This is a genomic window from Psychrobacter immobilis (assembly GCF_003148585.1).
Lineage (GTDB): Bacteria > Pseudomonadota > Gammaproteobacteria > Pseudomonadales > Moraxellaceae > Psychrobacter > Psychrobacter immobilis.
Genome location: NZ_QGGM01000007.1, coordinates 85,831 through 112,815, shown reverse-complemented (window position 1 = coordinate 112,815; position 26,985 = coordinate 85,831). Strand labels below are relative to the sequence as shown.

The following is a 26,985-nucleotide window of genomic DNA, read 5'->3' as shown; positions in this document are numbered from 1 at the left end:
AGACATTTTACACAAGTATCGTGTCATCAGCTAAGGCACTCTCTTTCGTCACTCGTAGCACTTCCTCTAACGTCGTACGACCTGCAATGACTTTATGCAACCCATCCGCACGAATCGACGGTGTCTGCTGACGTGCGTACTCCTCTAGCTCATACTCGGCGGTATTACTATGAATCATACGGCGCAAGGTATCATCAACGGGCACCACTTCGTATATCGCCGTCCGTCCTTTAAATCCTGATTGATTGCATTTATCACAGCCAACTGGTTTGGGTAAATTGATAGGTTTACTTGTCAAAACTTTAGCGCCATTCTCTGAGACTGGCACAATACCAATTTCAGTAAATAACTTAGCCTGTTCGCTATCAGCCACTTGCCAGCCATGACAATGTGTACATAATGTACGCACCAAGCGCTGGGCGACGACACCAATCAGTGATGACGATAATAAAAATGGCTCAACACCCATATCTTGCAGACGCGTGACGGCACCAATGGCGGTGTTGGTGTGTAAAGTTGATAAAACCAAATGTCCAGTAAGCGACGCTTGTACGGCAATCTCTGCCGTTTCTAAATCGCGAATCTCACCAACCATCACCACGTCTGGATCTTGGCGTAACATTGCACGTAAACTTTTGGCAAAAGTCATATCGACTTTATTATTAACCTGCGTTTGCCCAATGCCATCGAGCTGAAACTCAATCGGATCTTCAGCGGTCAAGATATTACGGGTTTGGTCATTGAGATCGGTCAATGCTGAATATAACGTCGTGGTTTTCCCTGAACCTGTCGGCCCTGTCACCAAAATAATGCCGTGTGGGCGATGAATCAAGCGCTTGAGCTCGCTATAATCGTTATCAGACAGCCCTAAATACGTCATATTCAGGCGACCTGCTTGCTTATCTAATAGACGCATGACCACGCGTTCACCAAAACTCGATGGCAATGTCGATACCCGCACATCAACCTCACGCCCTGCCAGCCGTAAGCTGATACGTCCATCTTGTGGCACGCGTTTTTCGGCAATATCGAGCTTGGCCATGACCTTAATACGCGATACCAATAATGGCGCTAATTGGCGTTTTGGCGTAATAATTTCTTTTAATTCACCGTCAACGCGAAAGCGAACGACCAAGCGTTTTTCAAAGGTTTCAATATGGATATCTGAGGCGTTTAAACGTATCGCTTCGGACAACAACGCATTGATGAGACGAATGATAGGTGCATCATCTTGTTGATCCATCAAATCTTCAGTTTCAGGGACACTGTCTGCCAAACTATCGAGATCAGGATGGTCTTCGAGCCCAGCGGCAATATGTTGCGACTCACCAGTATTGCCTGCATAAGCGGCGTTCATGCGCTTTTCAAAGTCATCGGCGCTGATGCTTTCATAAGTGGGCACACCGCGTACACCTTGCTGCTGTAAAAATCGCACTGCCTCATTAATCGCTGATAATGGCGTGGCTTTGGTCAGCACCAAAGTCGCTGGCAGCTCAGGATCAATGGCAAGTATGGCCAAAATTTGATGGCGTTTCGCAAAACTGTACGGCAGTTGCATCATAAAAGCGACCTGATAGATAAAGATAAACTCAGAAAGAAACTCGTGTCAAAGCGTGGCAAACGTATTATGCTTAACTGGCTAAACCAAAAAAGACTGCAAGTAAGATTGCATGATTTTGTTATAATAGCATTTTGTTTTACTCGCCATTAGGATTTTCAGTTATGTCAGAGAACACAAGCACTGCTACTCATCCGACGCCCCTTTTACAAGACACTTTTACGGTCGGGAGTCGTACTTTTTCTTCTCGTCTGTTGGTCGGTACGGGCAAGTATAAAGATATGACTGAAACGGGCGCCGCCATTGGCGCGTCGGCAGCAGAGATTGTCACCGTTGCTATTCGTCGTACTAATATTGGACAAAACAGCAATGAGCCCAATCTACTTGATGTGATTTCCCCCGATAAATACACCATCTTACCCAACACTGCTGGTTGTTTCGATGCCGAGACTGCCATTCGTACCTGTAAGCTTGCTCGCGAGCTGTTAGGCGGGCATAATCTGGTTAAGCTTGAAGTATTGGGCGATGAAAAAACCCTCTATCCGAATGTGATGGAAACGCTAAAAGCTGCCAAAGTATTGATTGATGATGGCTTTGAGGTGATGGTTTATACCTCAGACGACCCTATCGTCGCTCAAGAATTAGAAAGTATGGGCTGTGTGGCAATTATGCCACTTGGTAGCTTGATTGGTTCAGGTCTTGGTTTGCTGAATCGTCACACCCTCAGCCTTATTATCGAAAATGCCAAAGTACCGGTATTGGTCGATGCAGGCGTTGGCACGGCCTCTGATGCAGCGCTGGCTATGGAGCTTGGCTGTGATGGCGTCCTGATGAATTCGGCGATTGCCAATGCGCAAAACCCAGTCATGATGGCCCATGCCATGAAGCATGCCATCTGGGCAGGGCGCGCGGCGTTCTTGGCGGGTCGTATGCCAATGCGTAAAATGGCGACTGCCAGCTCACCGCAAACAGGATACTTTTTTCAATAGCTTTTAAATTTAATGACCATTATTAAATTGATAGTATTTAATAAAAAGTCAGCTATAAAATAATAATAAAAGAAGTAACTTTTACTCAACTTATCGTCATAAAAGGATTTATTATGCGGCTTCTCACAGCAGTCGACCAGTTGTTTTTACTTCTTGAGTCGCGTAAACAGCCCATGCATGTTGGAGGTCTATTCCTATTCGAATTGCCAGAGAATGCGGGTAGCGGCTTTGTTTGCCAATTGGTCAAACAGATGCAAGATTCTGATGTGTCGCCTACCTTTCCTTTTAACCAAGTGCTTGAGCATTTGGCTTTTTGGAAAAAGGACAAGCATTTTGATGTTGAGCATCACTTGCATCATGTTGCCTTACCAAAGCCTGCACGGGTTCGCGAGTTGTTGATGTATGTTTCAAGAGAACATGGTCGGCTGTTGGATCGTGCCATGCCATTGTGGGAATGTCATGTGATTGAGGGTATTCAACCAGAAAACGAAGGCGACCCTGAGCGTTTTGCCCTATACTTCAAAATTCACCATTCATTGGTTGATGGCATTGCTGCCATGCGCCTTGTCAAAAAATCATTATCGCAATCGCCCACTGAGCCAGTAACGCTACCGATTTGGTCATTAATGGCACGCCATCGCAATCAAGTCGATGCGATTTTACCCAAAGAGCGCTCCGCATTACGCATCATTAAAGAGCAAATATCTACTATTAAACCTGTATTTACCGAACTGCTGGATAATTTGAAAAATTATGGTGATGACAGTTATGTCGGTACTTTTGATGCGCCGATGAGTGTGCTCAATAAACGCATCTCAGCATCACGGCGTATAGCCGCGCAGTCTTATGATATTCAGCGTTTTAACGATATTGCTGAGCGACTAAATATCAGTAAAAATGATGTGGTACTAGCGGTATGTGCGGGTGCTATTCGTCGTTATCTCATCTCCATGGATGCGCTGCCTAGCAAGCCACTCATTGCTTTTGTACCGATGTCGCTGCGTACAGATGACAGTGTGGCAGGCAATCAATTATCCTTTGTACTGGCCAATTTGGGCACGCATTTAGATGATCCCTTGAGCCGAATCAAACTGATTCATCGCAGTATGAATAACGGCAAACGCCGCTTTCGACGCATGAATCAAGCCCAAGTGATTAACTACAGCGTGATTGCCTATGCTTGGGAAGGTATCAACTTAGCGACCAGTCTATTTCCCAAAAAGCAGGCGTTTAACCTGATTATCTCTAATGTGCCTGGTTCTGAAAAACCACTATATTGGAATGGTGCACGTTTGCAATCGTTGTACCCTGCGTCTATTGTCTTCAATGGTCAAGCAATGAATATCACCCTTGCTAGTTATCTAGATAAGATTGAATTTGGGATTACGGCTTGTAGTAAAGCACTGCCGCATGTACAAGAAATGCTGACGCTTATTGAAGAAGAGTTGCAACTGTTGGAAACTACCAGTAAAGCGCTTAAGTTCCAAGGCATTACGGTTGAAGATAAAAGTAGCTATAAAGTTAATGGTAAAACAAAAAAGCTGGCTCCATAATGGAACCAGCTTTTTTGTTTTAATTTGTCTTAATAATTACGCTTAAGTGGTGCTTAAAATGCGTCACCCCACGTTGGAACAACCACTTGCATCAATGGCTTCAATAACTTAATGTTACAGGCGAAAATAGAGCCTGAAGTCATTGAGTTGTGTGCGCCTGTATGGTCAACCACCACGCCACGTGCTTCGGTCACGATAAGCTCACCTGCCGCGATATCCCAAGGCTTAATTGACATCTCAAAATAGCCATCAAAACGACCGGCAGCGACATAACATAAATCAAGCGCAGCTGAGCCTAGACGACGAACTTGACCGCCTGCTTCAGAGATCTTTTGCAAGCTTTCAAAATGCTGCTTGGCATAAGAGATGACTTCGCCATTGCGTTTACGCTCAAGCGGATGACCAGTGGTAAATAGACCACCATCAATCGTTTTGCGCTCGCTCACTTGCATGCGGCGATTGTTCAAGCGCGCGCCTTTACCACGGCTAGCAGAGAACATCTCATCACGGACAGGATCATAGATCACGCCATGTTGGGTTACGCCTTTATGCTGTACGGCGATAGACACACAAAACTGCGGCACACCATGGACGAAGTTTTTGGTGCCATCTAGCGGATCAATAATCCAGCACCAGTCTGCATCTTCACCGCGACCTTCTTGCATACCAAACTCTTCACCCAAGTACGAGTGATTTGGATAGCTGGCTTTTAGGGTTTCAATCGTCAGCTCTTCGCTAAAGCGATCAATACGCGTAACCAATCCATCAAGCCCTTTTGACTCAATATCCAATTCAATTTTATGGCGGTTTTGATGCGCATATAAAATCTCTTTACCAACTTTTTCAGCAGTACGTGCTGCGATGACGACCATGGGTTCCATAAATAACCTATTTGCTTGATGAATGAATGTCAAAAATAAGACGAGCTCTGTGCCCACAACATGCCAATCAGCCGCTGCATCACACTGTATTTATACGATTAAAAAAATGCGCCATTTAAAAGCGATGATCGCATTATACTAAAATTGTTCGATAAAAAACGAAAAAAACCATGACGTTCGCCAAACCAACCCAAATTTTGGTGGTCATCACAAACTGCGTAAGTTGTAAAAAAGTCAGCACCTACGACTAAGTAGGCGTTCGCTCTATCGATCGAGCTTTTATCTATTTAACCAATACTCTGTCCAAATGACAGCTAAAAATCTTAAAAATGTTCAAAGGTATAACTTACAACAGCAACTTTTCAAGCTGCCTTACCACACCATTAACATCTAAACCACAATCAGCCATTTGCTCTGCTTGTGAGCCATGGGCGACAAAGCGATCTGGAATGCCGATATTAATAACGGCAGGACGGTTATCTTTAAAGGCTGGTGATTCGTTAAGCAAATACTCATTTACTGCACTGCCCGCGCCGCCCATAATCATGTGCTCTTCCAAAGTCGCAATGTGTGTAATACCTTGCTCTAACAACTTTTCTAATAATGCCGTGTCTAAAGGTTTTACCCAGCGCATATTAATGACATGTACCTGACAATCTGATTCTATATCATTGTCAATTAAGCTTTCTGCCGCTTGCTGAGCCGTCGCAACCATGGTACCAAATACGAGTAGCGCCAGCTTTTTAGGCGCATCCTCACTACCTAATACCGACTCTATCACTGCCTCGCCAACGTTATAAGTCTGTGCTGGCGATGCGATAACTGCGCCAGTACCGACACCACGCGGATAGCGTACTGCCGTGCAGCCTTGATATTCATAGCACGTATTGAGCAAATGGTAGCATTCGTTTTCGTCTTTTGGCGCGGCGATCAGCATATTGGGCACGCAGCGTAAAAAGGCAAAATCGAATACGCCTGCATGCGTTGCACCGTCTTCACCGACTAAACCTGCTCGGTCAATAGCAAACATCACATCAAGGTTTTGCAAAGCCACATCATGAATCAGCTGATCATAACCACGTTGCAAAAACGTCGAATAAATCGCCACAATCGGTTTGACGCCTTGGGTTGCCATACCAGCAGCCAGTGTGACTGCGTGTTGCTCAGCGATGGCTACATCAAAAAACCGCTCCGGAAATTGACGGGCAAAATCAATCATCCCCGAGCCTTCTTCCATAGCAGGTGTGACGGCAAGCAGCTTATCGTCTGCGGTTGCTTTGTCACATAAGAATTGCCCAAACACTTGCGAGTATTTTAACGCAGGTTTGGTGTTGGACAGTGATTTTTCTGTGGCGACAGCCTGAGTATCATTCTTGACTTCGACAGGAAGCTTGCTGATAGCATGATAGCCGACGGGATCTAACTCAGCTGGGGCAAAACCTTTGCCTTTGGTGGTATAAATATGGACTAAAACAGGCCCTTTTATCTGCTTGGCAAGTGACAATACCCGCAGTAGCTCAGGGATATTGTGACCATCAAACGGACCAAAGTAGGTAAAACCAATCGCTTTAAATAAATTGTCTTCTAACTGCGGCACATCACGCATCTCTTTGTGACGCTTACGGCGATCAAAGCCTTGCATATCAGGGCGTTGGCATAGTACTGGCTCGCCTGCATCAGAGATATCAACCTGATATCCTGACTCCCACAGCATCGCTAAATGCCGTGAAAAACCACCGATAGAACAAGAGATCGACATGTCATTGTCATTTAAAATGACCAATAAATCCGCATCTTGTTGCACCGCATCATTCATCGCTTCAAACGCCATACCACCGGTCATTGCACCATCACCAATGATACAAGCTACTGTTTGCGCGCGACCTTGATAACGCAGTGCTAAGCTCATGCCTAGACCAGCTGAGATTGACGTCGATGAATGACCAACGCCAAAGGTATCGTAAACGGATTCTGCACGCTCAGGAAAAGCAGTCAAACCATCTTTTGAGCGAATCGTCGCCAACTGATCACGGCGACCCGTCAATACTTTATGAGCATAGGCTTGATGACCCACGTCCCAAACGATTTGATCTTGCGGCGTATCTAATAGGTAATGCAGCGCAATGGTCAATTCAACCACGCCCAAATTGGCACCAAAATGCCCACCGCTTTGACCTGCTGAATACAATAGAAATAGCCGCAGCTCATCAGCCAAGGTGATAAGTTGAGCGGTCGTCAGGGCATTCAGATCAGCTGGCGCTGCAATGCTATCCAGCAAAGGCGTATCAGGACGGACGCGTGGAATCACAGTATAAGTCTGCTGTAAATTCGACAGCTGGGCAGCAGAATCGACAGCTGGCATAGATACGGACTGAGACTGTGGGGAATGAGGTGACTGCTGCATAAACCGTACGATACCTACCAATCTGCTGACAAGACAGCCTCTTAGTGCAGAATGCTACCTAAGTGACGTCAATAATATCTACACCATTATTGGTGTAATCGACCATATAACTGTTCATAAATTTATTCAGGCGGCCTCTATGTCTTTATATAAACATATAGAAGCTGCGCCGAATAGCACATACGCTGCCGTAATGGACAGCGATGGAGCTTTGCTTTCGCGCTTTCATAACAAGGGATAATATTATGCCTTATTATTCTGCATCAATATCGGATGTTAGTGACGACATAGTAATGTAAGGGCAAAGACTTGTCACTGTATCCGTCAAAATAGTATGGCATAATAGCATTTATTTTTAATTGTCGCTTTAATCATCGTGCGTCGTTTGTGAACTTTGTGTGTTTTTATAATAAAGACAATCAGCATGCACTCTTTACGAATGAATTATACTGGCATCATCCTACTTTCATCATGCAGCTAGGATGTCATCGCTGTTTTAATATGGTTAAAAAAGACCCTCTACCGCCACGCTTATCGGCTTATGCAGGACATTAATGTCATATCAATTTATTACCAGTGCCAAACTACCTACTCGTCACGGCGAGTTTGATATTCATATCTTTGAAAACGACGAAGGTCAAGAGCATGTGATGCTGACTGTTGGTTTGCCTGTCGTCGACCAACATACGGCGGTGGATAGCTCACCGAGTCAAACGGACGCCACGCGAGCAGAAAAAACCATTCCATTGATTCGCATTCATTCAGAATGCTTGACGGGCGATGCTTTTAGCTCATTAAAATGTGACTGTGGGCCGCAGCTCAACACGGCGATGCAAGCAATACAAGAGACTGGCTGCGGGGCGATATTATACTTGCGCCAAGAAGGTCGCGGTATTGGTCTGACCAATAAGATTCGCGCTTACGCCCTGCAAGACCAAGGTCATGATACTTTAGATGCCAACCTCATGTTGGGCTTACCCGCTGATGCGCGCATTTATGATATGTGCGGCCCGATGCTCGCTCATATCGGTGTTGACGCCGTCAGACTCATCACCAACAATCCAGACAAAGTGGCTTATCTAACCGAGCACGGTATTAATGTCGTGGAACGCGTGCCTTTATTGGTTGGGGTAAATGATATGAATGCTGAATATTTAGCGACCAAGCGCGACCGCATGGGTCATTTGTTAGATAAAGATTTTAATACCGCGTTACATCTTAATAAGTAGACATCAATACACTAAATAAATAGATATTTTATGAGTATTTCAAATACAGATAATAAAACAGAGCTATCAGCGACAGACTTAACAGTGCCAGCCAATAACGACATCATGCGTGTGCGTGAGTTTTTGGTCGATTTGCAGGCTCGTATCTGTCAAGCCTTAGAAGCGCAAGAGCGCGATGGCAGCAGTGATAGCCAAACGTCGGCAGTCTTTATTCCTGATGATTGGGAACGCCCAGAAGGCGGCGGCGGTCGCTCGTGCGTTCTAGCAGCTGGTGAGGTGATTGAAAAAGCGGGTGTGATGTTCAGTCATATTCACGTGCATAACTTGCCTGCTTCAGCCACTGCACGTCATCCCCATATCGCTGGTCGTAAAGCCCAAGCCATGGGTGTCTCATTAGTTGTTCATCCCAAAAACCCGAACGTCCCAACCAGCCATGCCAATGTGCGTTTGTTCGTTGCTGAAGCTGAAGGCGAAGACCCTATCTGGTGGTTTGGTGGTGGTTTTGATTTGACGCCGTTTTATCCCGTACTCGCTGATTGCGTGCATTGGCATCAAGTCTGTCATGATCTGTGCGCGCCTTTTGGTGACAGCGTCTACCCTGATTTCAAGCAATGGTGTGATGAGTATTTTCACCTACGTCATCGTGATGAGCAGCGCGGTATCGGCGGCTTGTTTTATGATGATGTCAATACAGAAAGTCGCGGCTGGGACTTTGAAACCTGTTTTAACTTTATGAAGGCGGTCGGCAACGGTTATCTTGACGGTATCATGCCCATCTTTGAGCAGCGTAAAGATACTCCTTATACCGAGGCACAGCGCGAATTTCAACTTTATCGCCGTGGTCGCTATGTTGAGTACAACCTTGTTTATGACCGCGGCACGCTATTTGGACTACAAAGCAATGGTCGTATCGAGTCTATCTTAGTCAGTATGCCGCCGCTTGCCAGCTGGCATTATCGCTTTGAGCCGACTGAAGGCTCGCCTGAGTTTGCATTGACCGATTTTTATCTGAAACCACGCGATTGGTTGACTCTATAGTTTATGTGAATATAATAAAGGCTAAGGTATTTATTAGCTTGTCTTTAGAGAGTATCAAGAAGGTCAGCTATCTACGCTGACCTTTTTATATGAGCGCAAATTTATATGAGCGCAAATTTATATGAGCGCAAATTTATATGAGCGCAAATTTATATGAGCGCAAATTTATATGAGCGCAAATTTATATGACCGAAAATCACTGACTCAAAAATTACGATGATATAACAACTAAATTTACGTTCACTGCACAGATAACCGTTACAATGAAAACTATTGTTGGAAAAATCCTTTAGAAGCGAATGCGTTTCCAAAAGATGATGAGGTAATTTTTATAACAATACGCTTTATTTAAAAGCAGTATTTAAAAGAAACCTTTTAATTTAGAAGAAGCCTTTTTAGAAGAAGCCTTTAAGGGCAGATAATTAAAAACAGTATGTAAAGCCAGCGTTTATAAGCGCGCCTACTACTAACCAATTTTACAGGAGTAATTCACATGGCACAGGTTCATACCAACCAATCATTAAAATCTATCTTTGGTATCACATTGATGGCAGCCGCCCTAGGTCTAACAGCGTGTAGCACTGCCACTGACCCTGATGTAAAAGCCCGCCAAGATAGCATGAAAAGCTATGGTGATGCGATGGGTGTCATGGGTGATATGATGAAAGCACCTGACACCTTTGATGCTGCCGTATTCAAAGAGCAAGCCGCATTTTTAGCAGAAGACGCTGCTACGCCTTGGAGTCATTTTGAAAATAAAGAAGCCGTTGGCAATGCGACTGATGCCGTTTGGTCAAATGCCGATGGTTTTCGCGCAGAAGCAGAGAACTTTCAAAAAGTCACTGCTGAGCTGAACGCTGCTGCACAAACAGCCACTAGCATCGACGATGTCAAACCAGCCTTTGGTGAAGTCGGCGCTAGCTGTAAATCATGTCATACCGATTTTAAAGTCAAAACTGACTAAATTGTCATAAATTGATATCGTAAAAAAATCCGCCATGTCATTTGATATGGCGGATTTTTATTTCGAAAATATTGTGTAAAAGGTAGTTCTTTAAAATAACGCGCTAAACAAATTACTCTGCTACAGCTTTATTAACATCGTTATTAACATCGATCGCCTTTTGCTCATGCAATTTATTCATAATCGATGTCACTGATGGATCACTCAAATCTATCGTGCGTATCGGGAATGGAATGTTGACGTCTGCTGCATCGAGTGCGCTCTTAATCTCTACGATCACTTGATGAATCGAGGTCACTTTGTTGGCTTGAGTGCCATCTTCGATAAACCAACGTACCATCAAATCAATCGTTGAATCACCAAAACCCGTAGCAATCACACTTGGCTGCGCTTTCTTCGATACGCTTTCGACTTTATCTAACGCCTGTAGAATCTCAGCTTTTGCTGCTTCGATATCATCTTCATAGCCAATACCAACAGCCACTTGCAAACGGCGCTGCTTATAGGCGGTATTGACAGTCAATGCTGAGGTATACAAATCAGAGTTGGGAATAACCACTTGCCGACCGTCATACGTCTTGATAGTCGTGGCGCGTATTTTAATATCCTCAACCGTCCCTTCATAGTCGCCTGAGACAATCTGATCACCGATGCGAAACGGCTCTGAGATCAGCAGCAAAATACCAGAGAGCAAGTTTTGAAAAATATCTTTAAAGGCAAAACCAATAGCGACGGAACCAATACCGAGTGCACCAATCAGCTTGGCAGGCGTAAATCCTGGTACGGCAATCACCATAGCAATCATAAAACCGATAAAGATGATGAGTGCGCCGCCTACTCGCTGAAACACTTTAACCAAATTCTGATGCCGACTGCGACTGCCTAAAAGTTTGTATACCACTTTTTTGAAGACAATCGATAGAAACCAAAAAATCAGAATAACAATAATTGATGCGACAAAATAGGGAATGCGTTCAACAAAGCCAACCACTATCTCATTTGCTGAATCAATGATGCTTTGATATGTCAGCACATCTGTTGTCACTGGTTCAGGCGCTATATTGGTATTTACTGTCGTTTCTGCCTCAGAGGTAGGCATCTAGACGTCACTCCTTTGGTTGGTTGGCTTTATGCTTCCATTCACTCGATTAATTGATTGTTTGACTGGGGCATGTCCTAGATTAACTGACGTATTGACATACCAGCCTGTCAAGCTAGCCCATTAAATTTGCTTGTACAATTTCAATCCAGTAGCCATCAACATCTTTGATAAAGGCAATGTTTTTCATACTGCCATCTTCTGGACGTTTTTTGAATTCGACATTATTTTTATCAAACCAAGCAACCGCTTCATCGAGACTAGGTACGCTAAAGCAGATATGCCCAAAACCTTGTGGCTCACCATTACCATCATGATAACTGAAGTCAGCTTTCGTTTCGGTACCATAATTATGGGTCAATTCTAAAATGCCGCGTTGACGGAAGGCAAAGATTTCCAAATCATCACCCGCGGGCAAATTGTCGCGCTCGCTTTCGGTTAACTTGGCTAAAAAGTACAAATCAAAACCCATATCAGGGAATTTTTTTACCGCCAGCAAAGTCATACCAAGGACACCGGTATAAAACGCCAACGACTTGGCAGGATCTTTGACACGTAGCATGGTGTGATTAAAAGTAAAACCTGTCGTCTGTACTGAGATAGGCTGCACACCATCGGTATTGACGCTGCTCGTTGGCTGGGCGATAAGTGATTCGTTATTATTATCAGTGGCTGAGCCAGTATTTGCTGTAGACATAGTCATCCTAATATAGTCATCCTAATATTGACAAAATAGAGAGTTTAAAAGCAAGCGCGTGAATACTTTTTACGCGCTTGACCCTTTTATCATAATAAAAAATCGCGAAAGCATTGAGTGGGTTTTGTAAGAGCGCACACTTGGTGCTACCCATTTAACCGATTAATTAGCTGTCTAAGAAACGTACTTTTCCTGTCTCCAAATCATACTCTGCACCCACGACCAGCAATTGACCGCTATTGGTTAAATCCTCTAATGCCCGCGAGCCGTGTTTGAGCTGGCTAACTGACATACGGACGTTAGCGCGGATAGAGCGATCGACCAACTCGTCGGCATCGACATCTTGACCATTAGCAGTGGCCAGCTCATGCAAATTATAAACGCTTGGGCGAATGCGATCGACAATCGACTGCAAGTTGGGCGAATAGTTTTTCTCAGGATTGATCAGTGTCTCAACACAAGCCGTGACAGCGCCACAATGTGAGTGCCCAAGCACGACCACCAATTTTGTACCGAACTTTTCGGCCGCAAACTCAATCGAGCCAATCTGTGAAGGCGCGACGACATTACCAGCGACTCGAATAACGAACAAATCACCCAAGCCTTGATCAAATACAATCTCAACTGGTACTCGTGCATCCGAGCAACCCAAAATAATGGCCAAGGGATCTTGATCTTTAACCAATTCAGGTCGTCTTTGCATTGTTGGATCAGTAGTGGTCAAACTATCTATGTAGCGCATATTGCCTTCTTTTAAAAGCGCAAGAGCTTCTTGACCGGTTTTCGGGCGTGTATCGTTAGGCATAAGACATCCTTTATCATTAATAATATTAGCGTTATAAACAGCTTTCCACACATGTATTCAAACATAGATTTGCGAATGGCTACTAACCTATCAGGCGCATTGTGTTTGTCTGCCATACCGTGATTGTATAGGAATAAAAACCAAAAAATGATAAAAATTTTTGTTTAAATATCATCATAGAATGGCAGTTATTGCCAATCATACAGAATTATAAAGTTGGAAGTGAAACTGAAAAACAGAAATGCGTTAGCCAAAACCGAGCATCAAACAGACAACACCGAACTATCAAGCATCAACAGCCATTGACAGCTTAATCGTGTTGCTCGCAGAACTTATAACGAACTTGCACTGATTTATATCAAGGGTTTGTTATAATACGCGGCGACCAAATCGGGTTTACACCCATCGCTTATATCCATATCAAATCACCTTGACCACAGTGTCCTAAATAAATAGCTGTACTGCGATGTCGGACACGTAGGAATAAATATTATGACCAATTCACCGCCAAATATGCACAGAGCCTCTGCATCAGCTCAAGATGACAAAGTACTACTGCAACTGACTGGTCTAAAAAAAACCTATGATCAAACTGAAGTATTAAAAGACATCAATCTTGATATCAAGCACGGTGAATTTTTGACGCTGCTTGGTCCATCAGGCTGCGGTAAAACAACCTTACTGCGCCTAATCGCTGGTTTTGAGCAGCCAAACGCTGGGGCAATTTATCTAGACGGCGTACAGATGGCAGGCTTGCCAGCGGATAAACGTCCCGTAAACACAGTGTTTCAGCAGTACGCCTTGTTTCCACATATGAGTGTCGCGCAAAACGTTGCTTACGGGCTTAAGCTCAAAAAAGTACCCAAAGATGAGATTCAAACCCGCGTGCGCGAGATGCTCGCCATGGTACAGCTGGAGCATTTAGCCAATCGCAGACCACAAGACTTGTCTGGTGGTCAGCAGCAGCGTGTCGCCATTGCACGGGCCGTCATCAATCGTCCTAAACTGTTGCTACTTGATGAGCCCCTATCTGCGCTCGATCATAAGCTGCGTTTGCAAATGCAATCTGAGCTCAAACGGCTGCAACGAGAGCTTGGCATCACTTTTGTCTTTGTCACCCACGATCAAGAAGAAGCGCTATCGATGTCGGATCGTATCGCCGTGATGAAAGATGGCACTTTTCAGCAAATCGGCACGCCTATTGAGATTTATGAAACACCCGCGAATTTATTTACCGCCAAGTTTATCGGTGAGACCAACTTGTTTAAAGCGGAAGTCAGAGGCGTTTACCCTGAGCAACCAGATCGCGACGGTCGCGTGACCAATGGCCGTATCGAAGTCGAAGTTTGTGAAGCACAAGCACAAGATGGCCCGACCACCTTACGCAATCTACGCCGTCCTGATTTTGCTAACGATGTACAAGTGGGCGATATCGTTAATTTATTGCTACGCCCTGAAGATTTGCGAATTTATGACCCCAATGATAAAGAACATGGTGGCTTACTCGGGCGAGTGATTGAAAGCAACTATAAAGGTAGCACCTTAGATTCGATTATTGAATTAGCAAACGGTCACATTATTAAGGCTTCTGAATTCTTTGATGAGGATGATCCAAGTTTTGATTACAAGTTAAATGAAGGTGTCAAAGTATCATGGGTTGATGGCTGGGAGTGGGTACTACCAGAAGACGGTACGCTTGATGATGAAGCCAATCATCAAGCTGCCAGTTTAGCTGCTCAAAAGGATATTAGCTGATGGCAGGTCATAGCTTAGGCAGCAAAAGTCCTTTTCGTACCGTAACGCTTTGGCTGATTTGGGGTTGGTTATTGATATTTGCGCTATTGCCAAATATCTTAGTCATCGCTGTCAGTTTTTTGACCCGTGATAGCAGTGCTTTTATTAGCTTGCCTGTCAGCATCGACAGCTATATACGCATGATTGATCCGCTATATTTTGGCGTATTTATTCACTCGTTATGGATGGCAGGTATCACAACCATCATCTGCTTGTTACTTGGCTACCCTTTTGCTTGGCTGATAGCCAAGGCCAAAACGCGTTGGCAGCCGCTACTCATGATGCTGTTAATCCTACCATTTTGGACCAACTCTTTGGTGCGTACTTATGCACTAAAGTTACTGTTTGCCAATAATGGTTTGATTAATAAATCGCTGCTGGCAATCGGTATCATCGATGCCCCGATTGATATTTTATACACGCAAGTGGCGGTGATTGCTGGTTTGACGTACTTATTGTTCCCATTTATGGTGTTGCCGTTATACGCAGTATTTACCGATTTGCGTAATGACATGCTACTCGCTTCACAGGATTTGGGCGCATCAAAGACCCAGACTTTTTGGCATATCATATTGCCATTGACGACGCCTGGCATTATCTCAGGGGTATTATTGGTGCTGCTGCCTGCAATGGGTATGTTTTATGTGGCAGATATTTTGGGTGGTTCACGCAATTTATTGGTCGGCAATATCATCAAAAACCAGTTCTTGGATGCGCGTGACTGGCCATTTGGCGCAGCTGCCAGCGTGTTATTAACACTAGCAATGGCAGTATTATTACTCGCCTACCGTGCCAGTAGTCGCCGCATTGGCAAGACCGACTTTAATGAGGTGGCCTAATGTCTGATAGTTCACTGAATCATCAACTGAATAGCTCGGCAACTAAAAAAAGATCGTCTATTAAGATTGGCAGTATCGCGGCTAAAGGCTATCTTGGTCTCATTTATACCATGCTGTATTTGCCAATTATCGTCTTAGTCGTCATGTCCTTTAATAAATCAAAAGTCGGCTATAACTGGGGCGGCTTTAGCTTAAAGTGGTATGAGTCGCTGTTGAATAACCAAGCGATGCTCGATTCTTTTTGGCATTCTATTGTATTAGGATTGGTCGCAGCCACCGTCTCAACTTTGATAGGAACGCTAACTGCTCTCGCGCTACATCGGTATAACTTTCGCGGTAAAGGCTTATTAAATGGGTTGTTATTTGTATTAATGATGTCGCCTGAAATTGTACTCGCTATTTCATTATTGGCATTATTCTTATTAATAGGGTTGCAATTAGGGTTCGTCTCGCTGTTACTCGCGCACATTACTTTTTGCTTACCGTTTGTAGTCATCACGGTGTTTGCACGATTGAGCAGTCTGGATGAACGCTTGATGGAAGCCGCACGCGACTTGGGTGCTAGTGAATCAACGATGGTGCGTACCGTGCTCATTCCTGTCATTCTGCCCGCAGTGATGGCAGGTTGGTTGCTCGCCTTTACCTTATCGCTTGATGATGTAGTGGTTTCTACCTTTGTCACGGGGCCCAGTTATGAGATTTTACCGCTACGAATTTATTCGATGGTACGGGTAGGACTCAAACCAGAGGTCAATGCCATTGGGACTATTTTATTGGTTGCCTCGCTGATATTGGTCATTATTTCGCAGCTATTATTGCGTCGACGCTAATTTATCGCTGCTCATTTAATATTGCTGATTAAAAATCGGACTTTGAATGAAAATCAGCGCTATATCGATTATAATGAATTTTTCTCACTTTAGCGGTTAGGTTGTCTTATGTTAGAGCTTCGTCATCTCAATACCTTAACCGCGCTACGAGCGCATGGCTCATTGGCGGCGGCTGCCGATGAATTGCACGTCACAGCGTCTGCGGTCTCGCATCAGCTAAAAGAGCTGGAAAATTATTACGATATCAGCTTGGTCAATCGCCGAACACGCCCGCTGACTTTTACGCCAGCTGGCAAGACGGTATTGGCATTGGCAGATAGCATCATGCCGCAGGTCACTCGTACCAAATCCAACCTTAAACGCTTAGCTCACGGTCAAGCGGGTAGATTACGGCTAGCCTCTGAATGTCACAGTTGCTTCGATTGGCTAATGCCGATACTCAATCATTACCGCCGCGAATGGTCTGATGTAGAGCTAGATTTTGCGACTGGTTTTGAGCCAGAGCCGCACCACTTATTGATGGAAGGTGATATTGATTTACTCATTACCACCAGCGATTTACCGATAGACGGTATCAGCTATCAGCCGTTATTTGAGTATGAAAGTCGCTTGGTGCTATCACCAACGCATGATTTGGCGGCGCAGAAATTTATTGAGCCAGATGACTTAACCAATGAAACCCTGATTGCGTATCCAGTGGAAGCCAAGCGTCTCGATATTATTGCCAACTTTATGACCCCTGCGCAAGTAAGCTTTGATAGTATTCGCACTACAGAGTTGACGGCGATGCTGATTCAATTGGTTGCTAGTGAACGCGGTGTGGCGGCGTTACCTGATTGGGTGGTTGCTGAATATGAGAAAAAAGGCTGGGTCGTCTCGCGTCCATTGGGTACGGGTGTGCATTGTCAGCTATATGCAGCGACGCGCACATCAAGCCAAGATACCGCTTATATGCAAGGTTTTGCGAATTTATTAGAAGGTATTGTGAAGCCGGTGTAGTATTTCACTATCTACTAAATTATTCCAGTTAAGAAATATCATCCGCTCTCTTACGCTATGACGAGCGTTATGGTAAATAACGGTACCCTAGTGAGGACTTGAAGGTTCGGCTGTGTGCTAATGATAATAAGAGTTTGAATTATGGAAATAATTCCAGTGTACTTCGTAGTGTACATAACAGGCATTGAACATATTCCAATAATGGGTCTTATATTAAATGAAAATTAGCACAAAAAAGCCACCGAGCCGACAGCTCTAAAATATACCTGCTAACATGTTATTAACTTTACAACCTTCCAACTTTATAAATAGAGACTTGCCATGTCACTGCTGAAAAACTCAGTCATATACAAGCTAGTAATTTTTATAGTATCAGTATTTTTTTCTATATTAGCCACTGCCTCACCATTATCAGATGCTGAAATATTAGCCTTCGCATCAGCGACCATACCGGCTGAAGGTTCAACGATATTTAATCCTGTGAAACCTGTAACGTACCCAAAAACAGATGCAGATATAGCTCAAGATCGAGCAGATATAGCTCGGGCTGAGGCAGATATAGCCCAAGCGCAAGCAAATACAGCTAATGAAGACGAAATACATTTAGCTCAATATCAAGCAGATTTAGCTCAAGATCAAGCAAGTTTAGCTCAAGAGCTAGCTACATCTATGAAATTTAAAAATATTAGCAATCCACTGGAAGTACTAGCAGAGCAAGGTGATGCTAAGGCTCAGTATCTTGTTGGAGCAGAGTATTTCGGTGGTTTTGGTAGTGTCAAGGATTCTAAAAAGGCGTTTGAGTGGTGGCAGAAGTCAGCCAGTCAAGGAAATATTAATGCTCAATCTGATCTTGGAGGAATGTATTTTCATGGCGATGGAACCACTAAGAATTATAAAAGGGGGATTGAATGGTGGGAGAAAGCAGCTAATCAAGGAAATGTTAAAGCTCAACATAATCTTGGTGTGACATATCACAAAGGTTATGGTACTTATGGCGCAGGTAAGGATTATAAAAAGGCACTTGAATGGTATCAAAAAGCAGCTAATCAAGGGGCAGCCAGCTCACAAAATAATCTTGGTTTTATGTATTTCGAGGGTCTTGGCGTCCGTCAAGATTATAAAAAGGCATTTAAGTGGTATCAAAAAGCAGCTAATCAAGGAAATTTTGATGGGCAAAACAACCTTGGTCGGATGTACTTCAAAGGCTATGGGGTTCGCCAAAACAAGGCTAAAGCTAAAGAAATATTTGGTAAGACCTGTGATGGTGGAAATCAAGCTGGATGTGATAACTATCGACTACTGAACCAAGAATAGAGTTCTGGGTATACCCCAACGGAACCACCTAATTAGGCTGATTAATCAATTAATAGACCACTTAAAACAGACTGGTATAATGGAACCACTTATATTAGACCATTATGCGAATGGCATCTATCAAAGCTTATAAAACCAGCTTAAAGAAGTAAAATCCGATAGCGGTTGCTAGTAACGTCAGTCCCACATGTAGCCCAACCAATCCCAAACCTGCTAGTAGTTTACCAGCATTGATAAAGGTAAAAACTTCTGCACTAAAAGTACTAAAAGTGGTCAATCCGCCCAAAAAACCGGTAATCACAAATAGTCGGACATTGGGCGATAAACTGCTGCCCACGCGCTCAAACCACACCAGTGCCAACCCTATTAATAGTCCACCCAATACATTAGCACCAAGCGTCCCAAGGGGTATCCAGTGGTGCAGCGGATTAAAGCGAGCCAACCATGCCCGCAGGCAAGCCCCAATGGCAGCCCCTAGTCCAATAGCAAGCCACTGCATAGTTCATCCTTAGGTTTAATAAAGGTTAACGGAGATAGTATTAGTATTGAGCAAAGCCGTCTTACACTGCTGGTAGCTCAGTCATCGGCCAACGCGGCACACAGCTCACCGCTAAATCATCAGACTGCCCTGCCTGCAAGCGCTCATAACCAGCATAAGCAATCATCGCCCCATTATCAGTACATAATGCAGGCGGCGCATAATGCACAGTGGCATTTATCTTGGCAAGCTCACTCTCCAAAGTTTCACGCAAATGAGTGTTGGCACTGACACCGCCCGCAATCACCAATCGACTCATCTCTACTTGCTTTAGTGCTTTCACGCACTTTCGCACTAGCGTATCGACGACTGCATGCTGAAAGCTGGCGGCGATATCGGCGCGAACTTGCGGATCGCTGTCCGTATTATTCCCTGAGCCACCTGAACCATCGGTGTCTTTAATAAGGTTATGCACGGCGGTTTTCATACCACTAAAAGAAAAATCTAATCCGCGATGTAGCATGGGTCTTGGCAAATTGTAAGCAGTTGGGTTGCCTGTTTCAGCCAATCTGGCAATATTGGGACCACCCGGATAGGGCAAACCTAACATTTTGGCGGCTTTATCAAAGCATTCACCTGCGGCATCATCGATCGACTCACCCAATATCTCATATTGCCCGACACCACGTGCGGCGATGAGTAATGTATGCCCACCTGAGACCAATAACGAAACAAACGGAAAGGCGGGTGGATTGGCACCCATCAGCGGTGCGAGCAGATGTCCTTCCATATGATGGATACCAATGGCAGGAATATCCAAACCATATGCCAAACTGCGCCCAAATAATGCGCCCGTCATCAGAGCGCCAATGAGTCCAGGTCCCTTGGTATAAGCAATGGCATCAATCTCGCTTTTCTTCACATTACACTGCTCTAACAACTCATTAAGCAAAGGCACCAACTTACGAATATGATCGCGACTGGCAAGCTCAGGCACAACGCCACCATACAGTGCGTGCAGCTCTATTTGTGAATACAGGACTTGTCCAACCAGCCCTTGATTGTCACTATTCATCTGCTCACTGTCAAAAATCGCCAGACCTGTCTCATCACAAGAAGTCTCTAAACCCAATACTTTCATATTTTTGCCTTTATCATACTTTGGTCTGCGTATTATTTTTTACAACGCTGCTATCTTTTAGGTCGTGTCGTCTTTTTAAAAATGGTGATAAAAATGAGATAAATTGCCGTCAAACAAGGAAAGCAGCGTAAATACTATCGAGATATTAATAAGCTATTTGACAATGTTTGGCGATGTTTGGCGATGTTTGACAAAGTTTAGCCATTTTTAACCCATTTAGAGGTTAATCGATTGAATTGAGGACACGCCCTAGTATCTGCCAAAAAACGTGCATAAAAAAACCGCCATTGTCAGTCACAATGACGGTCAGTTTAACAAATTTCAATGGTCAATATCTCTTAATATACCGGATCAGCTAACTGCTTCAATCATGTAATCTACAGCTGCGTAAACTTGGGCTTCACTGACCTTATCGGTGGCTTGGGCTGGCATCTTATTAAAGCCTTTTGCCGAATGCATGTGCAGCGTCTCTGTGCCTTTAGCCAGACGCGGCTCCCACGCGGCTTTATCACCATATTTCGGCGCGTTCAGCAGCCCTCCTTCATGACAAACCTTACAGTTGGTCTCATAAAGCTTGGCGCCTGCATCCGCAGCCAACACTTCAGGCTCCGCGGAGATTTCCTGCACTGGCTTATCTTCAATGACCGTCGTCTCGGTATCTGCCACAGGTTCAGGTGTAACGACTTCAGGTTCGACTATAGGTGCGTCTTCTACCACTGCCGTTGTATCGGCAGATTCATTGACAACAGCAGGCTCTTCAACCGCTGCATTGTCACCACTACAAGCAGTGATTGCTAATAGCGCACTTAAACTAATGGCAGATAAGACCAGTTTATTCATACGCTGCTGTTTACTTATCATGATCACACCTCTATTCGATATTTCATGTTAGCGACTGTTTATGACAGCGCATAAATTCAAAACCTATCAACCCACAAACCGTGATTAGTTCGTAGCTGGTTCAGCGTCAGCAGTAGGCGTTGCCGCCGTATCAGCAGCTGGCACATCTGCACTACTAGCTGGCATAACTGCACTGTCAGCGACAGCAACATCGCTATCCGTTGCATCTGTCATATCAGTAGCAGTCGTCCCTGCTTCAGCAGCTGCAGCACCATCTACTGTGCCATCAGCTTCAGTTACTGGCGCTGGAGCCGTTTCTGGGAACTCCATTTTTTCAGCTTCAGGTGCGTTTTTGCGAGCCAGCTCAGCGGCTTCATCAACGCGATCTTTTGCCAATACTTCGTGTGATTCGCCTTCTTTTTCACCACTACAAGCGCTAATGCCAAAGCCAAGAGCAAGGATAAATGCGGTGCTTAGCGCTATATTTAGTCCTGTTTTTTTCATTCCAACATCCTCAATAAAATACACATAAAATGGTTAATATGCTGACTATTATATGCAAATTATCATAGCATAAACTCCAACCAAACCGTTATAGACAGTAGGGTTTTTTATTCATAGTAATTTTATACTTTGCATTTATAGTTTCATTAAAGCGGGAGCAAAAACCTGCGTTCTAACTACTTTTCTAATTGTCTCTGCGTATTGTACCTTGCAACTTAATGATAAATATGGATTAATGTGCTAAAATCATTGACTTAACTGACATTTTTTATTAAAATGCTTGCCCTTGTGCTCATGCGCAAGATTATCCTAGTTTGAGCTGATGCCTGTAATCTTGAGATATTACGGCTAAATACTAATACACAGCCAGACTAATGCCCTTATATCTCATCCTAATCGAGGAGTCTTCATGCCTGCAGTTAAGGTTAAAGAAAACGAACCAGTTGACATCGCTATCCGTCGTTTCAAGCGTGCTTGCGAAAAAGCTGGCGTATTATCAGACGTACGTAAGCGTGAGTTTTATGAAAAACCAACGCAAGTACGTAAGCGTAAAAAAGCTGCTGCCGTAAAGCGTTATAAGAAAAAATTACAACGCGAAACTATTCGTACCACTCGTATGTACTAATCGATAATTCGATTAATTAAGTACAAGTGCTACATTAACGCCACTGTTATCCATTGATATCAGTGGCGTTTTTTATGCTACAATTTTTATTATTATTGCTTAAAAATTTGAATAAATACCTCTTAACAAATAAGGATAATAACAATGAGCCAACTGAAACAGACTTTATCAGACAATGTCAAAGTGTCTATGAAAGCGCGTGAGCTTGAGCGTGTCAAAGTACTGCGTAACGTGCAAGCGGTTATCAAGCAAATTGAGATTGACCGTCAAATAGAGCTTGATGATGCGCAAGTCTTAGATATACTGCAAAAGCAGCTAAAACAACGCCATGAGTCGTTGAATATTTTTACCAAAAACAATCGTGATGATCTGGCAACCAAAGAGCAGTTTGAGATTGATATCATCAATGAATTTATGCCAAAACAAATGGATGATGCTGAACTTGCGGCCTTGGTCAATGCGGAAATCGCTGCACAAGGCGCAACCTCTATGCGTGACATGGGCAGTGTGATGGGTGTATTAAAGAACAAAACCGCAGGACGCGCAGACCCTGCGCTCATCTCTAAGCTGGTGAAAGATGCGCTGCAAGGCTAGTAATTAGTGTCATCAAAAGCTAATGACGACATCGTAAAAATAACCGCCTAAGGCTCAAAGTCTTTGGCGGTTTTTACTGCTTTGATTTCTGCATTGATATTGGCAAGCAATGGACGGGCGCTACTGGCTTGAGCCGTGGTTTGTAGTTTTTCCGCCAGTTGTTTGGCTTGGGTCAGTGACGTCAACGCACTCTCGTAACGACTACTCCATAGTTGGTCATGACTGCGATAGCGTAGCGCGTTAATGGTGGCAATATTTTTCAGGGACGCAGAGTCGGTCATTTTTGCCAGTTTTTCATTGGCCAGTTGCAGACTTTGCCAAGCATAACGGTCGCTTGGCTGCTGCTCGGTCAGTGGTTTAAGCAACGCTTGGGCTTTGATGGGCTGATTGCTATTGGTAAGCGCTTCTGCCAAATAAAGACGCAGATCACGACGCTCAGGATAAACACGCTGCTGGCTGGCTAATACGTCCGCCGCTTGTGACCATTTATTCTGCTCCGTTAGAATTTGGCTATGAGTAATCGATAGTAAAGGCTCTAAATTTTGGCGCTGCGTAGGCGGCAGTCGATTGATTTCAGCCAGTAAATCGCTTGCCTCTGTAAAGCGTTGCTGTTCGCCATACCAGTTCATCAAAGCCAATTTGGCACCTATGCTATTTTTAGCAGCCGTCATTAGCACTGTCTCTGAGGCGTGTTTACCCGTACTTTGGACACGCCAATAGAGCAGATCAAACAACGCCTGATGGCGCTGCTGCTGATTTAGTGACAGTGAGGGATAATGCTGGGCACGACTTTGTGCTTCACTTAAGCGCTCGTTACTCAGTGGATGCGAGCGTACGAAGCTTGGTAAAAATCGATTTTCAACTTGGTTGAGCTGGCTACGTTGGTTCATCGTGGCAAAGAATCGCGGCATCGCCCTTGGGTCGTAGCCTGCTTGGGTCATGATTTGCATGCCCACCCGATCGGCCTCGCGCTCATTATTTCGACTAAATGCCATCGTGCTGTTCATCGTTGCCGTTTGGCTACCCATCATCACTGCCGCCGCTGCATCACCATCGACCGCCGATGCTGCAATCGCAGCCAGCATACCGCCTATCTGCATCAGCAAGGCCTTTTTGCGCTCATCAGCACCACTTTCATAATGGCGCTGACTGATGTGAGCAACTTCATGCGCCACCACACTGGCAAGCTCATCCATACTGCTAGCGGCCAGAATCGTCCCTGTATTGAGTCCAATGACACCGCCTGGTGCTGCAAAGGCATTGATACTTGGGTTATCAATGATAACCAAACCCATCGGCGCTTGCTGCCTTGCTTGCGCATTGAGACGCCAAGTCATGTCTTTGACCGTTTCTTGAATCCAAGGATCATGCTCCATTTTGATACGACCATTGACGTTCCGTAACGACCATTCGCCGAGCAATTTATTTTGATATTGCTCAGCGAAGCTCAAGCCTTGTCCGCGCAAATTGGGCAGATTTAGCTCTTCTGAGCCGGTGGTTTGCCATGAATTATAATTGGATGCCATCGCTTTGCTGCTCGTATTAGCATTATTAAGACTATTCTCGCTCATGGCAGCAGTGGTCATCGTCATTAGTATCGCCGACAACGCCAATTTAATAGCGCTCGATAATGCCATCGAACGCGCGGCACTTTTACATTTTTTTCCCTGAGTCATGGGCGCATTACCAAGTATCGATTGTCTATTAAAATGGTTCAAGTACGTATCCTATGCAAGTGAGTAATGATACTGTTTTTGAAGTAAGGTGTTTTTGAAATAAGGTCTTTTCGAATGATTTTTTGACTAAACGTTTTTCGACTATACGAGCTTGCTGATATAAGGTCAATTCTAGTCTGCATTCGACTACCAATAACTCAGCTGTCCGTCACTATTGTGCAACATGGCTTTAGTCAATCCCCTATAAAATAGATATGGTGTCAGGCGCGCTCAGTCTACTATTTTTAGTACTTTTGCTCGTTTTCCTTGTATCTAAATTATCTTGAACAAACTATAGGTGATTCTAATGAACTGAATGTGACGTTGATTATATTCAACTTCAACTACATATCGGCTATTTGGTATAATGGCATTTCATGATTATAGGGTCTGGCCACTGCCGAGTGTCTTTTATGAATTACAGGCACTGTCATTGCGTGTTTGCGAATGTTCAATACAATCTAGTACAAATCAAAATATTTATAAGGTTTATTTTATGTCTGCTGATCGTCAGTCAACCACCGTATATTTTCCTTATTCTATAAACTTATCAGCAGATTTGTCTGATACTGAGCAGCAAGACATCAGCAACCTGTTAGACTTGTTACCAGCGCATACTGTCACTACAGATCATGAGGCGAATGAAACGCAGCCTGTTCATGTTCAACGTTTCGTTGATGGTCGCGGACTTGCTTGTCCAATGCCGCTGTTAAAAACCAAAGTGGCACTACGTGACGTCACAGCTGGCGGTTCATTATACGTGGTCGCAACTGATGCCAACTCACAGGCTGATATCACCGCTTTTTGTCAACAAAACCAGCAAACAAATGCCGCAAGTCAACTGCGATTAATCGTTAGTAGCATGACGGATCAGCCATCAGCGGATAGCTTATCAGCACAGCGTTTCGATACAATATATCACTTCATCATTACTAAAACTGATAGCAACTAAGTGTCGCTATCCTTTACAATTACAACTATAAAGATTTTTATCTGACTATTTGCGTCACTATTTAATCAAGGTCAAGAATATGGCTAATAATTCTACTGATACGGCAAAAACGAATAAAAAAGATGAGGCAGCTCCTATAAAAAACGAAGCACGTGATGCCGCATTAAAAGCTGCCGCCCAACGTCCACCTTATGATGCTAGCGCCTTAGGCGACACTAGCACCCGTGACTTAGTGCCAGCGATGCCGACTCATTTGTCAGCGCCTGGGGTCAATTTGGGCGCTTATATCAACACGGTGCACCAAATCCCAATTTTGACACCAATCCAAGAGCAAGAGCTGGCACATCGCTATTATGATGAAGGCGATGTAGAAGCGGCGCGTCTGCTCGTGATGTCGCACCTGCGTTTTGTGATTCATATTGCCCGCAGCTACTCGGGTTATGGTTTGCCGCAAGCAGACTTAATCCAAGAGGGCAATCTGGGACTAATGAAGGCTGTAAAACGCTTTGACCCGAATAAGGGCGTGCGTTTGGTGTCATTTGCAGTGCATTGGATTAAAGCAGAAATTCATGAATTTGTAATTCGTAACTGGCGCATTGTCAAAGTCGCGACCACCAAAGCGCACCGTAAATTATTCTTTAACTTACGTAGTCTCAAAAAAACCAACAACCAGCTAACGCTAGAAGAGGCTGATGCCATTGCCAAGGACTTAAATGTCACACGCAAGCAGGTGTTAGAAATGGAATCGCGGCTTACCTCTTATGACGCCTCGTTTGAGGCGCAATCTAGCGATGACGACGATGGACGTTATGCACCGCAGCTATTTTTGGAAGATGGTATCGATCCTGCCGAGCAGTTAGAAGAAGCAGATTGGGAAGAAAGCAACTCATCTGCATTGATCGCGGCAATGGATACCCTTGATGAGCGCTCACGCGATATCGTGGAGCAACGCTGGCTCTCTGAGCAAAAATCAACCTTACACGAATTGGCAGCCGTCTACTCTATCTCAGCAGAACGCGTACGCCAAATCGAAAAAAATGCCATGGACAAAATCCGCGAGGCAATGACCATTGATAGCGTTATTTTGCCAGATGATATTCAATAGTTATTACTTGTCAATAATTACTACCTGTAAATAGTTGT

25 protein-coding genes are annotated in these 26,985 nt (G+C 44.3%); 14 read left to right on the top strand and 11 right to left on the bottom strand.

Annotation, left to right across the window (positions count from 1 at the left end):
* Window positions 1-7 precede the first annotated feature (7 nt).
* Complete coding sequence (gene gspE, locus C8D84_RS07595; protein WP_109591213.1) at window positions 8-1,561, bottom strand: type II secretion system ATPase GspE; 1,554 nt, start codon at window positions 1,559-1,561, stop codon at window positions 8-10.
* Window positions 1,562-1,722: 161 nt separating this feature from the next.
* Between gspE and C8D84_RS07590 the strand changes: the two genes are divergently transcribed.
* On the top strand, window positions 1,723-2,547 hold the full coding sequence (locus tag C8D84_RS07590) for a thiazole synthase (RefSeq protein WP_087814573.1): 825 nt from the start codon (window positions 1,723-1,725) through the stop codon (window positions 2,545-2,547).
* 113 nt (window positions 2,548-2,660) lie between these two features.
* The gene (locus C8D84_RS07585; RefSeq protein WP_109591211.1) at window positions 2,661-4,100 is read left to right on the top strand and encodes a WS/DGAT/MGAT family O-acyltransferase; all 1,440 of its coding nucleotides are present in this window, start codon (window positions 2,661-2,663) and stop codon (window positions 4,098-4,100) included.
* A 53-nt stretch (window positions 4,101-4,153) separates the two neighbouring features.
* On the opposite strand, the gene C8D84_RS07580 is transcribed toward C8D84_RS07585, so the two are convergent.
* Together C8D84_RS07580 and dxs are read right to left on the bottom strand one after the other, a co-directional pair.
* Window positions 4,154-4,981: an inositol monophosphatase family protein gene (locus tag C8D84_RS07580; protein WP_045452546.1), complete on the bottom strand. Its 828-nt coding sequence runs from the start codon at window positions 4,979-4,981 to the stop codon at window positions 4,154-4,156.
* A 346-nt stretch (window positions 4,982-5,327) separates the two neighbouring features.
* Window positions 5,328-7,385: a 1-deoxy-D-xylulose-5-phosphate synthase gene (gene dxs, locus C8D84_RS07575; RefSeq protein WP_109591209.1), complete on the bottom strand. Its 2,058-nt coding sequence runs from the start codon at window positions 7,383-7,385 to the stop codon at window positions 5,328-5,330.
* 554 nt (window positions 7,386-7,939) lie between these two features.
* On the opposite strand from dxs, the gene ribA reads away from it, so the two are divergent.
* The 3 genes from ribA to C8D84_RS07560 all read left to right on the top strand — a co-directional run bounded on the left by ribA (window position 7,940) and on the right by C8D84_RS07560 (window position 10,616).
* Window positions 7,940-8,614, top strand: coding sequence for a GTP cyclohydrolase II (gene ribA / locus C8D84_RS07570; RefSeq protein ID WP_109591207.1), 675 nt, complete (start codon window positions 7,940-7,942; stop codon window positions 8,612-8,614).
* A 30-nt stretch (window positions 8,615-8,644) separates the two neighbouring features.
* On the top strand, window positions 8,645-9,652 hold the full coding sequence (gene hemF / locus C8D84_RS07565) for an oxygen-dependent coproporphyrinogen oxidase (protein WP_109591205.1): 1,008 nt from the start codon (window positions 8,645-8,647) through the stop codon (window positions 9,650-9,652).
* A 493-nt stretch (window positions 9,653-10,145) separates the two neighbouring features.
* Entirely contained in the window at window positions 10,146-10,616 is a 471-nt protein-coding gene (locus C8D84_RS07560) for a c-type cytochrome (RefSeq protein ID WP_045443409.1), read from the top strand.
* Between the two features lie 112 nt (window positions 10,617-10,728).
* Here the strand turns inward: C8D84_RS07560 and C8D84_RS07555 are convergent, their stop codons facing one another.
* From C8D84_RS07555 to C8D84_RS07545, 3 genes are all read right to left on the bottom strand, one after another.
* Window positions 10,729-11,715: a mechanosensitive ion channel family protein gene (locus tag C8D84_RS07555; RefSeq protein ID WP_109591203.1), complete on the bottom strand. Its 987-nt coding sequence runs from the start codon at window positions 11,713-11,715 to the stop codon at window positions 10,729-10,731.
* A 115-nt stretch (window positions 11,716-11,830) separates the two neighbouring features.
* On the bottom strand, window positions 11,831-12,412 hold the full coding sequence (gene gloA, locus C8D84_RS07550) for a lactoylglutathione lyase (RefSeq protein ID WP_109591201.1): 582 nt from the start codon (window positions 12,410-12,412) through the stop codon (window positions 11,831-11,833).
* A 166-nt stretch (window positions 12,413-12,578) separates the two neighbouring features.
* The gene (locus C8D84_RS07545; RefSeq protein ID WP_045443399.1) at window positions 12,579-13,217 is read right to left on the bottom strand and encodes a carbonic anhydrase; all 639 of its coding nucleotides are present in this window, start codon (window positions 13,215-13,217) and stop codon (window positions 12,579-12,581) included.
* 492 nt (window positions 13,218-13,709) lie between these two features.
* Here C8D84_RS07545 and potA point away from each other — a divergent pair, with 492 nt between their 5' ends.
* From potA to C8D84_RS07520, 5 genes are all read left to right on the top strand, one after another.
* Complete coding sequence (gene potA, locus C8D84_RS07540) at window positions 13,710-14,972, top strand: spermidine/putrescine ABC transporter ATP-binding protein PotA (protein WP_109591199.1); 1,263 nt, start codon at window positions 13,710-13,712, stop codon at window positions 14,970-14,972.
* On the top strand, window positions 14,972-15,850 hold the full coding sequence (gene potB / locus C8D84_RS07535) for a spermidine/putrescine ABC transporter permease PotB (protein WP_109591197.1): 879 nt from the start codon (window positions 14,972-14,974) through the stop codon (window positions 15,848-15,850). The genes potA and potB overlap by 1 nt, the downstream gene beginning before the upstream one ends.
* Window positions 15,850-16,680 (top strand): spermidine/putrescine ABC transporter permease PotC, encoded by an 831-nt coding sequence (potC, locus tag C8D84_RS07530; protein ID WP_109591195.1) that lies wholly within the window; start codon window positions 15,850-15,852, stop codon window positions 16,678-16,680. The genes potB and potC overlap by 1 nt, the downstream gene beginning before the upstream one ends.
* Window positions 16,681-16,788: 108 nt before the next feature.
* Complete coding sequence (locus tag C8D84_RS07525) at window positions 16,789-17,679, top strand: LysR family transcriptional regulator (protein WP_045452563.1); 891 nt, start codon at window positions 16,789-16,791, stop codon at window positions 17,677-17,679.
* 321 nt (window positions 17,680-18,000) lie between these two features.
* Window positions 18,001-18,993 (top strand): tetratricopeptide repeat protein, encoded by a 993-nt coding sequence (locus C8D84_RS07520; RefSeq protein WP_109591193.1) that lies wholly within the window; start codon window positions 18,001-18,003, stop codon window positions 18,991-18,993.
* 127 nt (window positions 18,994-19,120) lie between these two features.
* Here C8D84_RS07520 and C8D84_RS07515 read toward each other — a convergent pair whose 3' ends face one another.
* The 4 genes from C8D84_RS07515 to C8D84_RS07500 all read right to left on the bottom strand — a co-directional run bounded on the left by C8D84_RS07515 (window position 19,121) and on the right by C8D84_RS07500 (window position 21,956).
* Window positions 19,121-19,492, bottom strand: coding sequence for a CrcB family protein (locus tag C8D84_RS07515; protein WP_109591191.1), 372 nt, complete (start codon window positions 19,490-19,492; stop codon window positions 19,121-19,123).
* A 61-nt stretch (window positions 19,493-19,553) separates the two neighbouring features.
* Window positions 19,554-20,612, bottom strand: a complete 1,059-nt coding sequence (gene tsaD / locus C8D84_RS07510; RefSeq protein ID WP_109591189.1) for a tRNA (adenosine(37)-N6)-threonylcarbamoyltransferase complex transferase subunit TsaD — start codon at window positions 20,610-20,612, stop codon at window positions 19,554-19,556.
* A gap of 351 nt (window positions 20,613-20,963) precedes the next feature.
* Window positions 20,964-21,473, bottom strand: coding sequence for a c-type cytochrome (locus C8D84_RS07505; RefSeq protein ID WP_109591187.1), 510 nt, complete (start codon window positions 21,471-21,473; stop codon window positions 20,964-20,966).
* A gap of 84 nt (window positions 21,474-21,557) precedes the next feature.
* Window positions 21,558-21,956: a hypothetical protein gene (locus C8D84_RS07500; RefSeq protein WP_109591186.1), complete on the bottom strand. Its 399-nt coding sequence runs from the start codon at window positions 21,954-21,956 to the stop codon at window positions 21,558-21,560.
* Window positions 21,957-22,365: 409 nt separating this feature from the next.
* On the opposite strand from C8D84_RS07500, the gene rpsU reads away from it, so the two are divergent.
* Together rpsU and C8D84_RS07490 are read left to right on the top strand one after the other, a co-directional pair.
* Window positions 22,366-22,581: a 30S ribosomal protein S21 gene (gene rpsU, locus C8D84_RS07495; RefSeq protein ID WP_010195908.1), complete on the top strand. Its 216-nt coding sequence runs from the start codon at window positions 22,366-22,368 to the stop codon at window positions 22,579-22,581.
* A gap of 144 nt (window positions 22,582-22,725) precedes the next feature.
* Window positions 22,726-23,175, top strand: a complete 450-nt coding sequence (locus C8D84_RS07490; RefSeq protein WP_109591184.1) for a GatB/YqeY domain-containing protein — start codon at window positions 22,726-22,728, stop codon at window positions 23,173-23,175.
* Window positions 23,176-23,222: 47 nt separating this feature from the next.
* On the opposite strand, the gene C8D84_RS07485 is transcribed toward C8D84_RS07490, so the two are convergent.
* Window positions 23,223-24,893 (bottom strand): M48 family metalloprotease, encoded by a 1,671-nt coding sequence (locus tag C8D84_RS07485; RefSeq protein ID WP_228244510.1) that lies wholly within the window; start codon window positions 24,891-24,893, stop codon window positions 23,223-23,225.
* Between the two features lie 493 nt (window positions 24,894-25,386).
* Here C8D84_RS07485 and C8D84_RS07480 point away from each other — a divergent pair, with 493 nt between their 5' ends.
* Window positions 25,387-25,842 carry a sulfurtransferase TusA family protein gene (locus C8D84_RS07480; RefSeq protein ID WP_109591182.1) on the top strand — a complete coding sequence of 152 codons (456 nt, stop codon included), beginning with the start codon at window positions 25,387-25,389 and terminating at the stop codon, window positions 25,840-25,842.
* Window positions 25,843-26,083: 241 nt separating this feature from the next.
* The gene (gene rpoH, locus C8D84_RS07475) at window positions 26,084-26,947 is read left to right on the top strand and encodes an RNA polymerase sigma factor RpoH (protein WP_198329691.1); all 864 of its coding nucleotides are present in this window, start codon (window positions 26,084-26,086) and stop codon (window positions 26,945-26,947) included.
* Window positions 26,948-26,985: the final 38 nt, after the last annotated feature.

Excerpts from the sequence above, each read along its gene's own strand:
- gspE (WP_109591213.1), bottom strand. The coding sequence starts at position 1,561 with ATGATGCAACTGCCGTACAGTTTTGCGAAACGCCATCAAATTTTGGCC.
- C8D84_RS07590 (WP_087814573.1), top strand. The coding sequence starts at position 1,723 with ATGTCAGAGAACACAAGCACTGCTACTCATCCGACGCCCCTTTTACAA.
- C8D84_RS07585 (WP_109591211.1), top strand. The coding sequence starts at position 2,661 with ATGCGGCTTCTCACAGCAGTCGACCAGTTGTTTTTACTTCTTGAGTCG.
- C8D84_RS07580 (WP_045452546.1), bottom strand. The coding sequence starts at position 4,981 with ATGGAACCCATGGTCGTCATCGCAGCACGTACTGCTGAAAAAGTTGGT.
- dxs (WP_109591209.1), bottom strand. The coding sequence starts at position 7,385 with ATGCAGCAGTCACCTCATTCCCCACAGTCTCAGTCCGTATCTATGCCA.
- ribA (WP_109591207.1), top strand. The coding sequence starts at position 7,940 with ATGTCATATCAATTTATTACCAGTGCCAAACTACCTACTCGTCACGGC.
- hemF (WP_109591205.1), top strand. The coding sequence starts at position 8,645 with ATGAGTATTTCAAATACAGATAATAAAACAGAGCTATCAGCGACAGAC.
- C8D84_RS07560 (WP_045443409.1), top strand. The coding sequence starts at position 10,146 with ATGGCACAGGTTCATACCAACCAATCATTAAAATCTATCTTTGGTATC.
- C8D84_RS07555 (WP_109591203.1), bottom strand. The coding sequence starts at position 11,715 with ATGCCTACCTCTGAGGCAGAAACGACAGTAAATACCAATATAGCGCCT.
- gloA (WP_109591201.1), bottom strand. The coding sequence starts at position 12,412 with ATGTCTACAGCAAATACTGGCTCAGCCACTGATAATAATAACGAATCA.
- C8D84_RS07545 (WP_045443399.1), bottom strand. The coding sequence starts at position 13,217 with ATGCCTAACGATACACGCCCGAAAACCGGTCAAGAAGCTCTTGCGCTT.
- potA (WP_109591199.1), top strand. The coding sequence starts at position 13,710 with ATGACCAATTCACCGCCAAATATGCACAGAGCCTCTGCATCAGCTCAA.
- potB (WP_109591197.1), top strand. The coding sequence starts at position 14,972 with ATGGCAGGTCATAGCTTAGGCAGCAAAAGTCCTTTTCGTACCGTAACG.
- potC (WP_109591195.1), top strand. The coding sequence starts at position 15,850 with ATGTCTGATAGTTCACTGAATCATCAACTGAATAGCTCGGCAACTAAA.
- C8D84_RS07525 (WP_045452563.1), top strand. The coding sequence starts at position 16,789 with ATGTTAGAGCTTCGTCATCTCAATACCTTAACCGCGCTACGAGCGCAT.
- C8D84_RS07520 (WP_109591193.1), top strand. The coding sequence starts at position 18,001 with ATGTCACTGCTGAAAAACTCAGTCATATACAAGCTAGTAATTTTTATA.
- C8D84_RS07515 (WP_109591191.1), bottom strand. The coding sequence starts at position 19,492 with ATGCAGTGGCTTGCTATTGGACTAGGGGCTGCCATTGGGGCTTGCCTG.
- tsaD (WP_109591189.1), bottom strand. The coding sequence starts at position 20,612 with ATGAAAGTATTGGGTTTAGAGACTTCTTGTGATGAGACAGGTCTGGCG.
- C8D84_RS07505 (WP_109591187.1), bottom strand. The coding sequence starts at position 21,473 with ATGATAAGTAAACAGCAGCGTATGAATAAACTGGTCTTATCTGCCATT.
- C8D84_RS07500 (WP_109591186.1), bottom strand. The coding sequence starts at position 21,956 with ATGAAAAAAACAGGACTAAATATAGCGCTAAGCACCGCATTTATCCTT.
- rpsU (WP_010195908.1), top strand. The coding sequence starts at position 22,366 with ATGCCTGCAGTTAAGGTTAAAGAAAACGAACCAGTTGACATCGCTATC.
- C8D84_RS07490 (WP_109591184.1), top strand. The coding sequence starts at position 22,726 with ATGAGCCAACTGAAACAGACTTTATCAGACAATGTCAAAGTGTCTATG.
- C8D84_RS07480 (WP_109591182.1), top strand. The coding sequence starts at position 25,387 with ATGTCTGCTGATCGTCAGTCAACCACCGTATATTTTCCTTATTCTATA.
- rpoH (WP_198329691.1), top strand. The coding sequence starts at position 26,084 with ATGCCGACTCATTTGTCAGCGCCTGGGGTCAATTTGGGCGCTTATATC.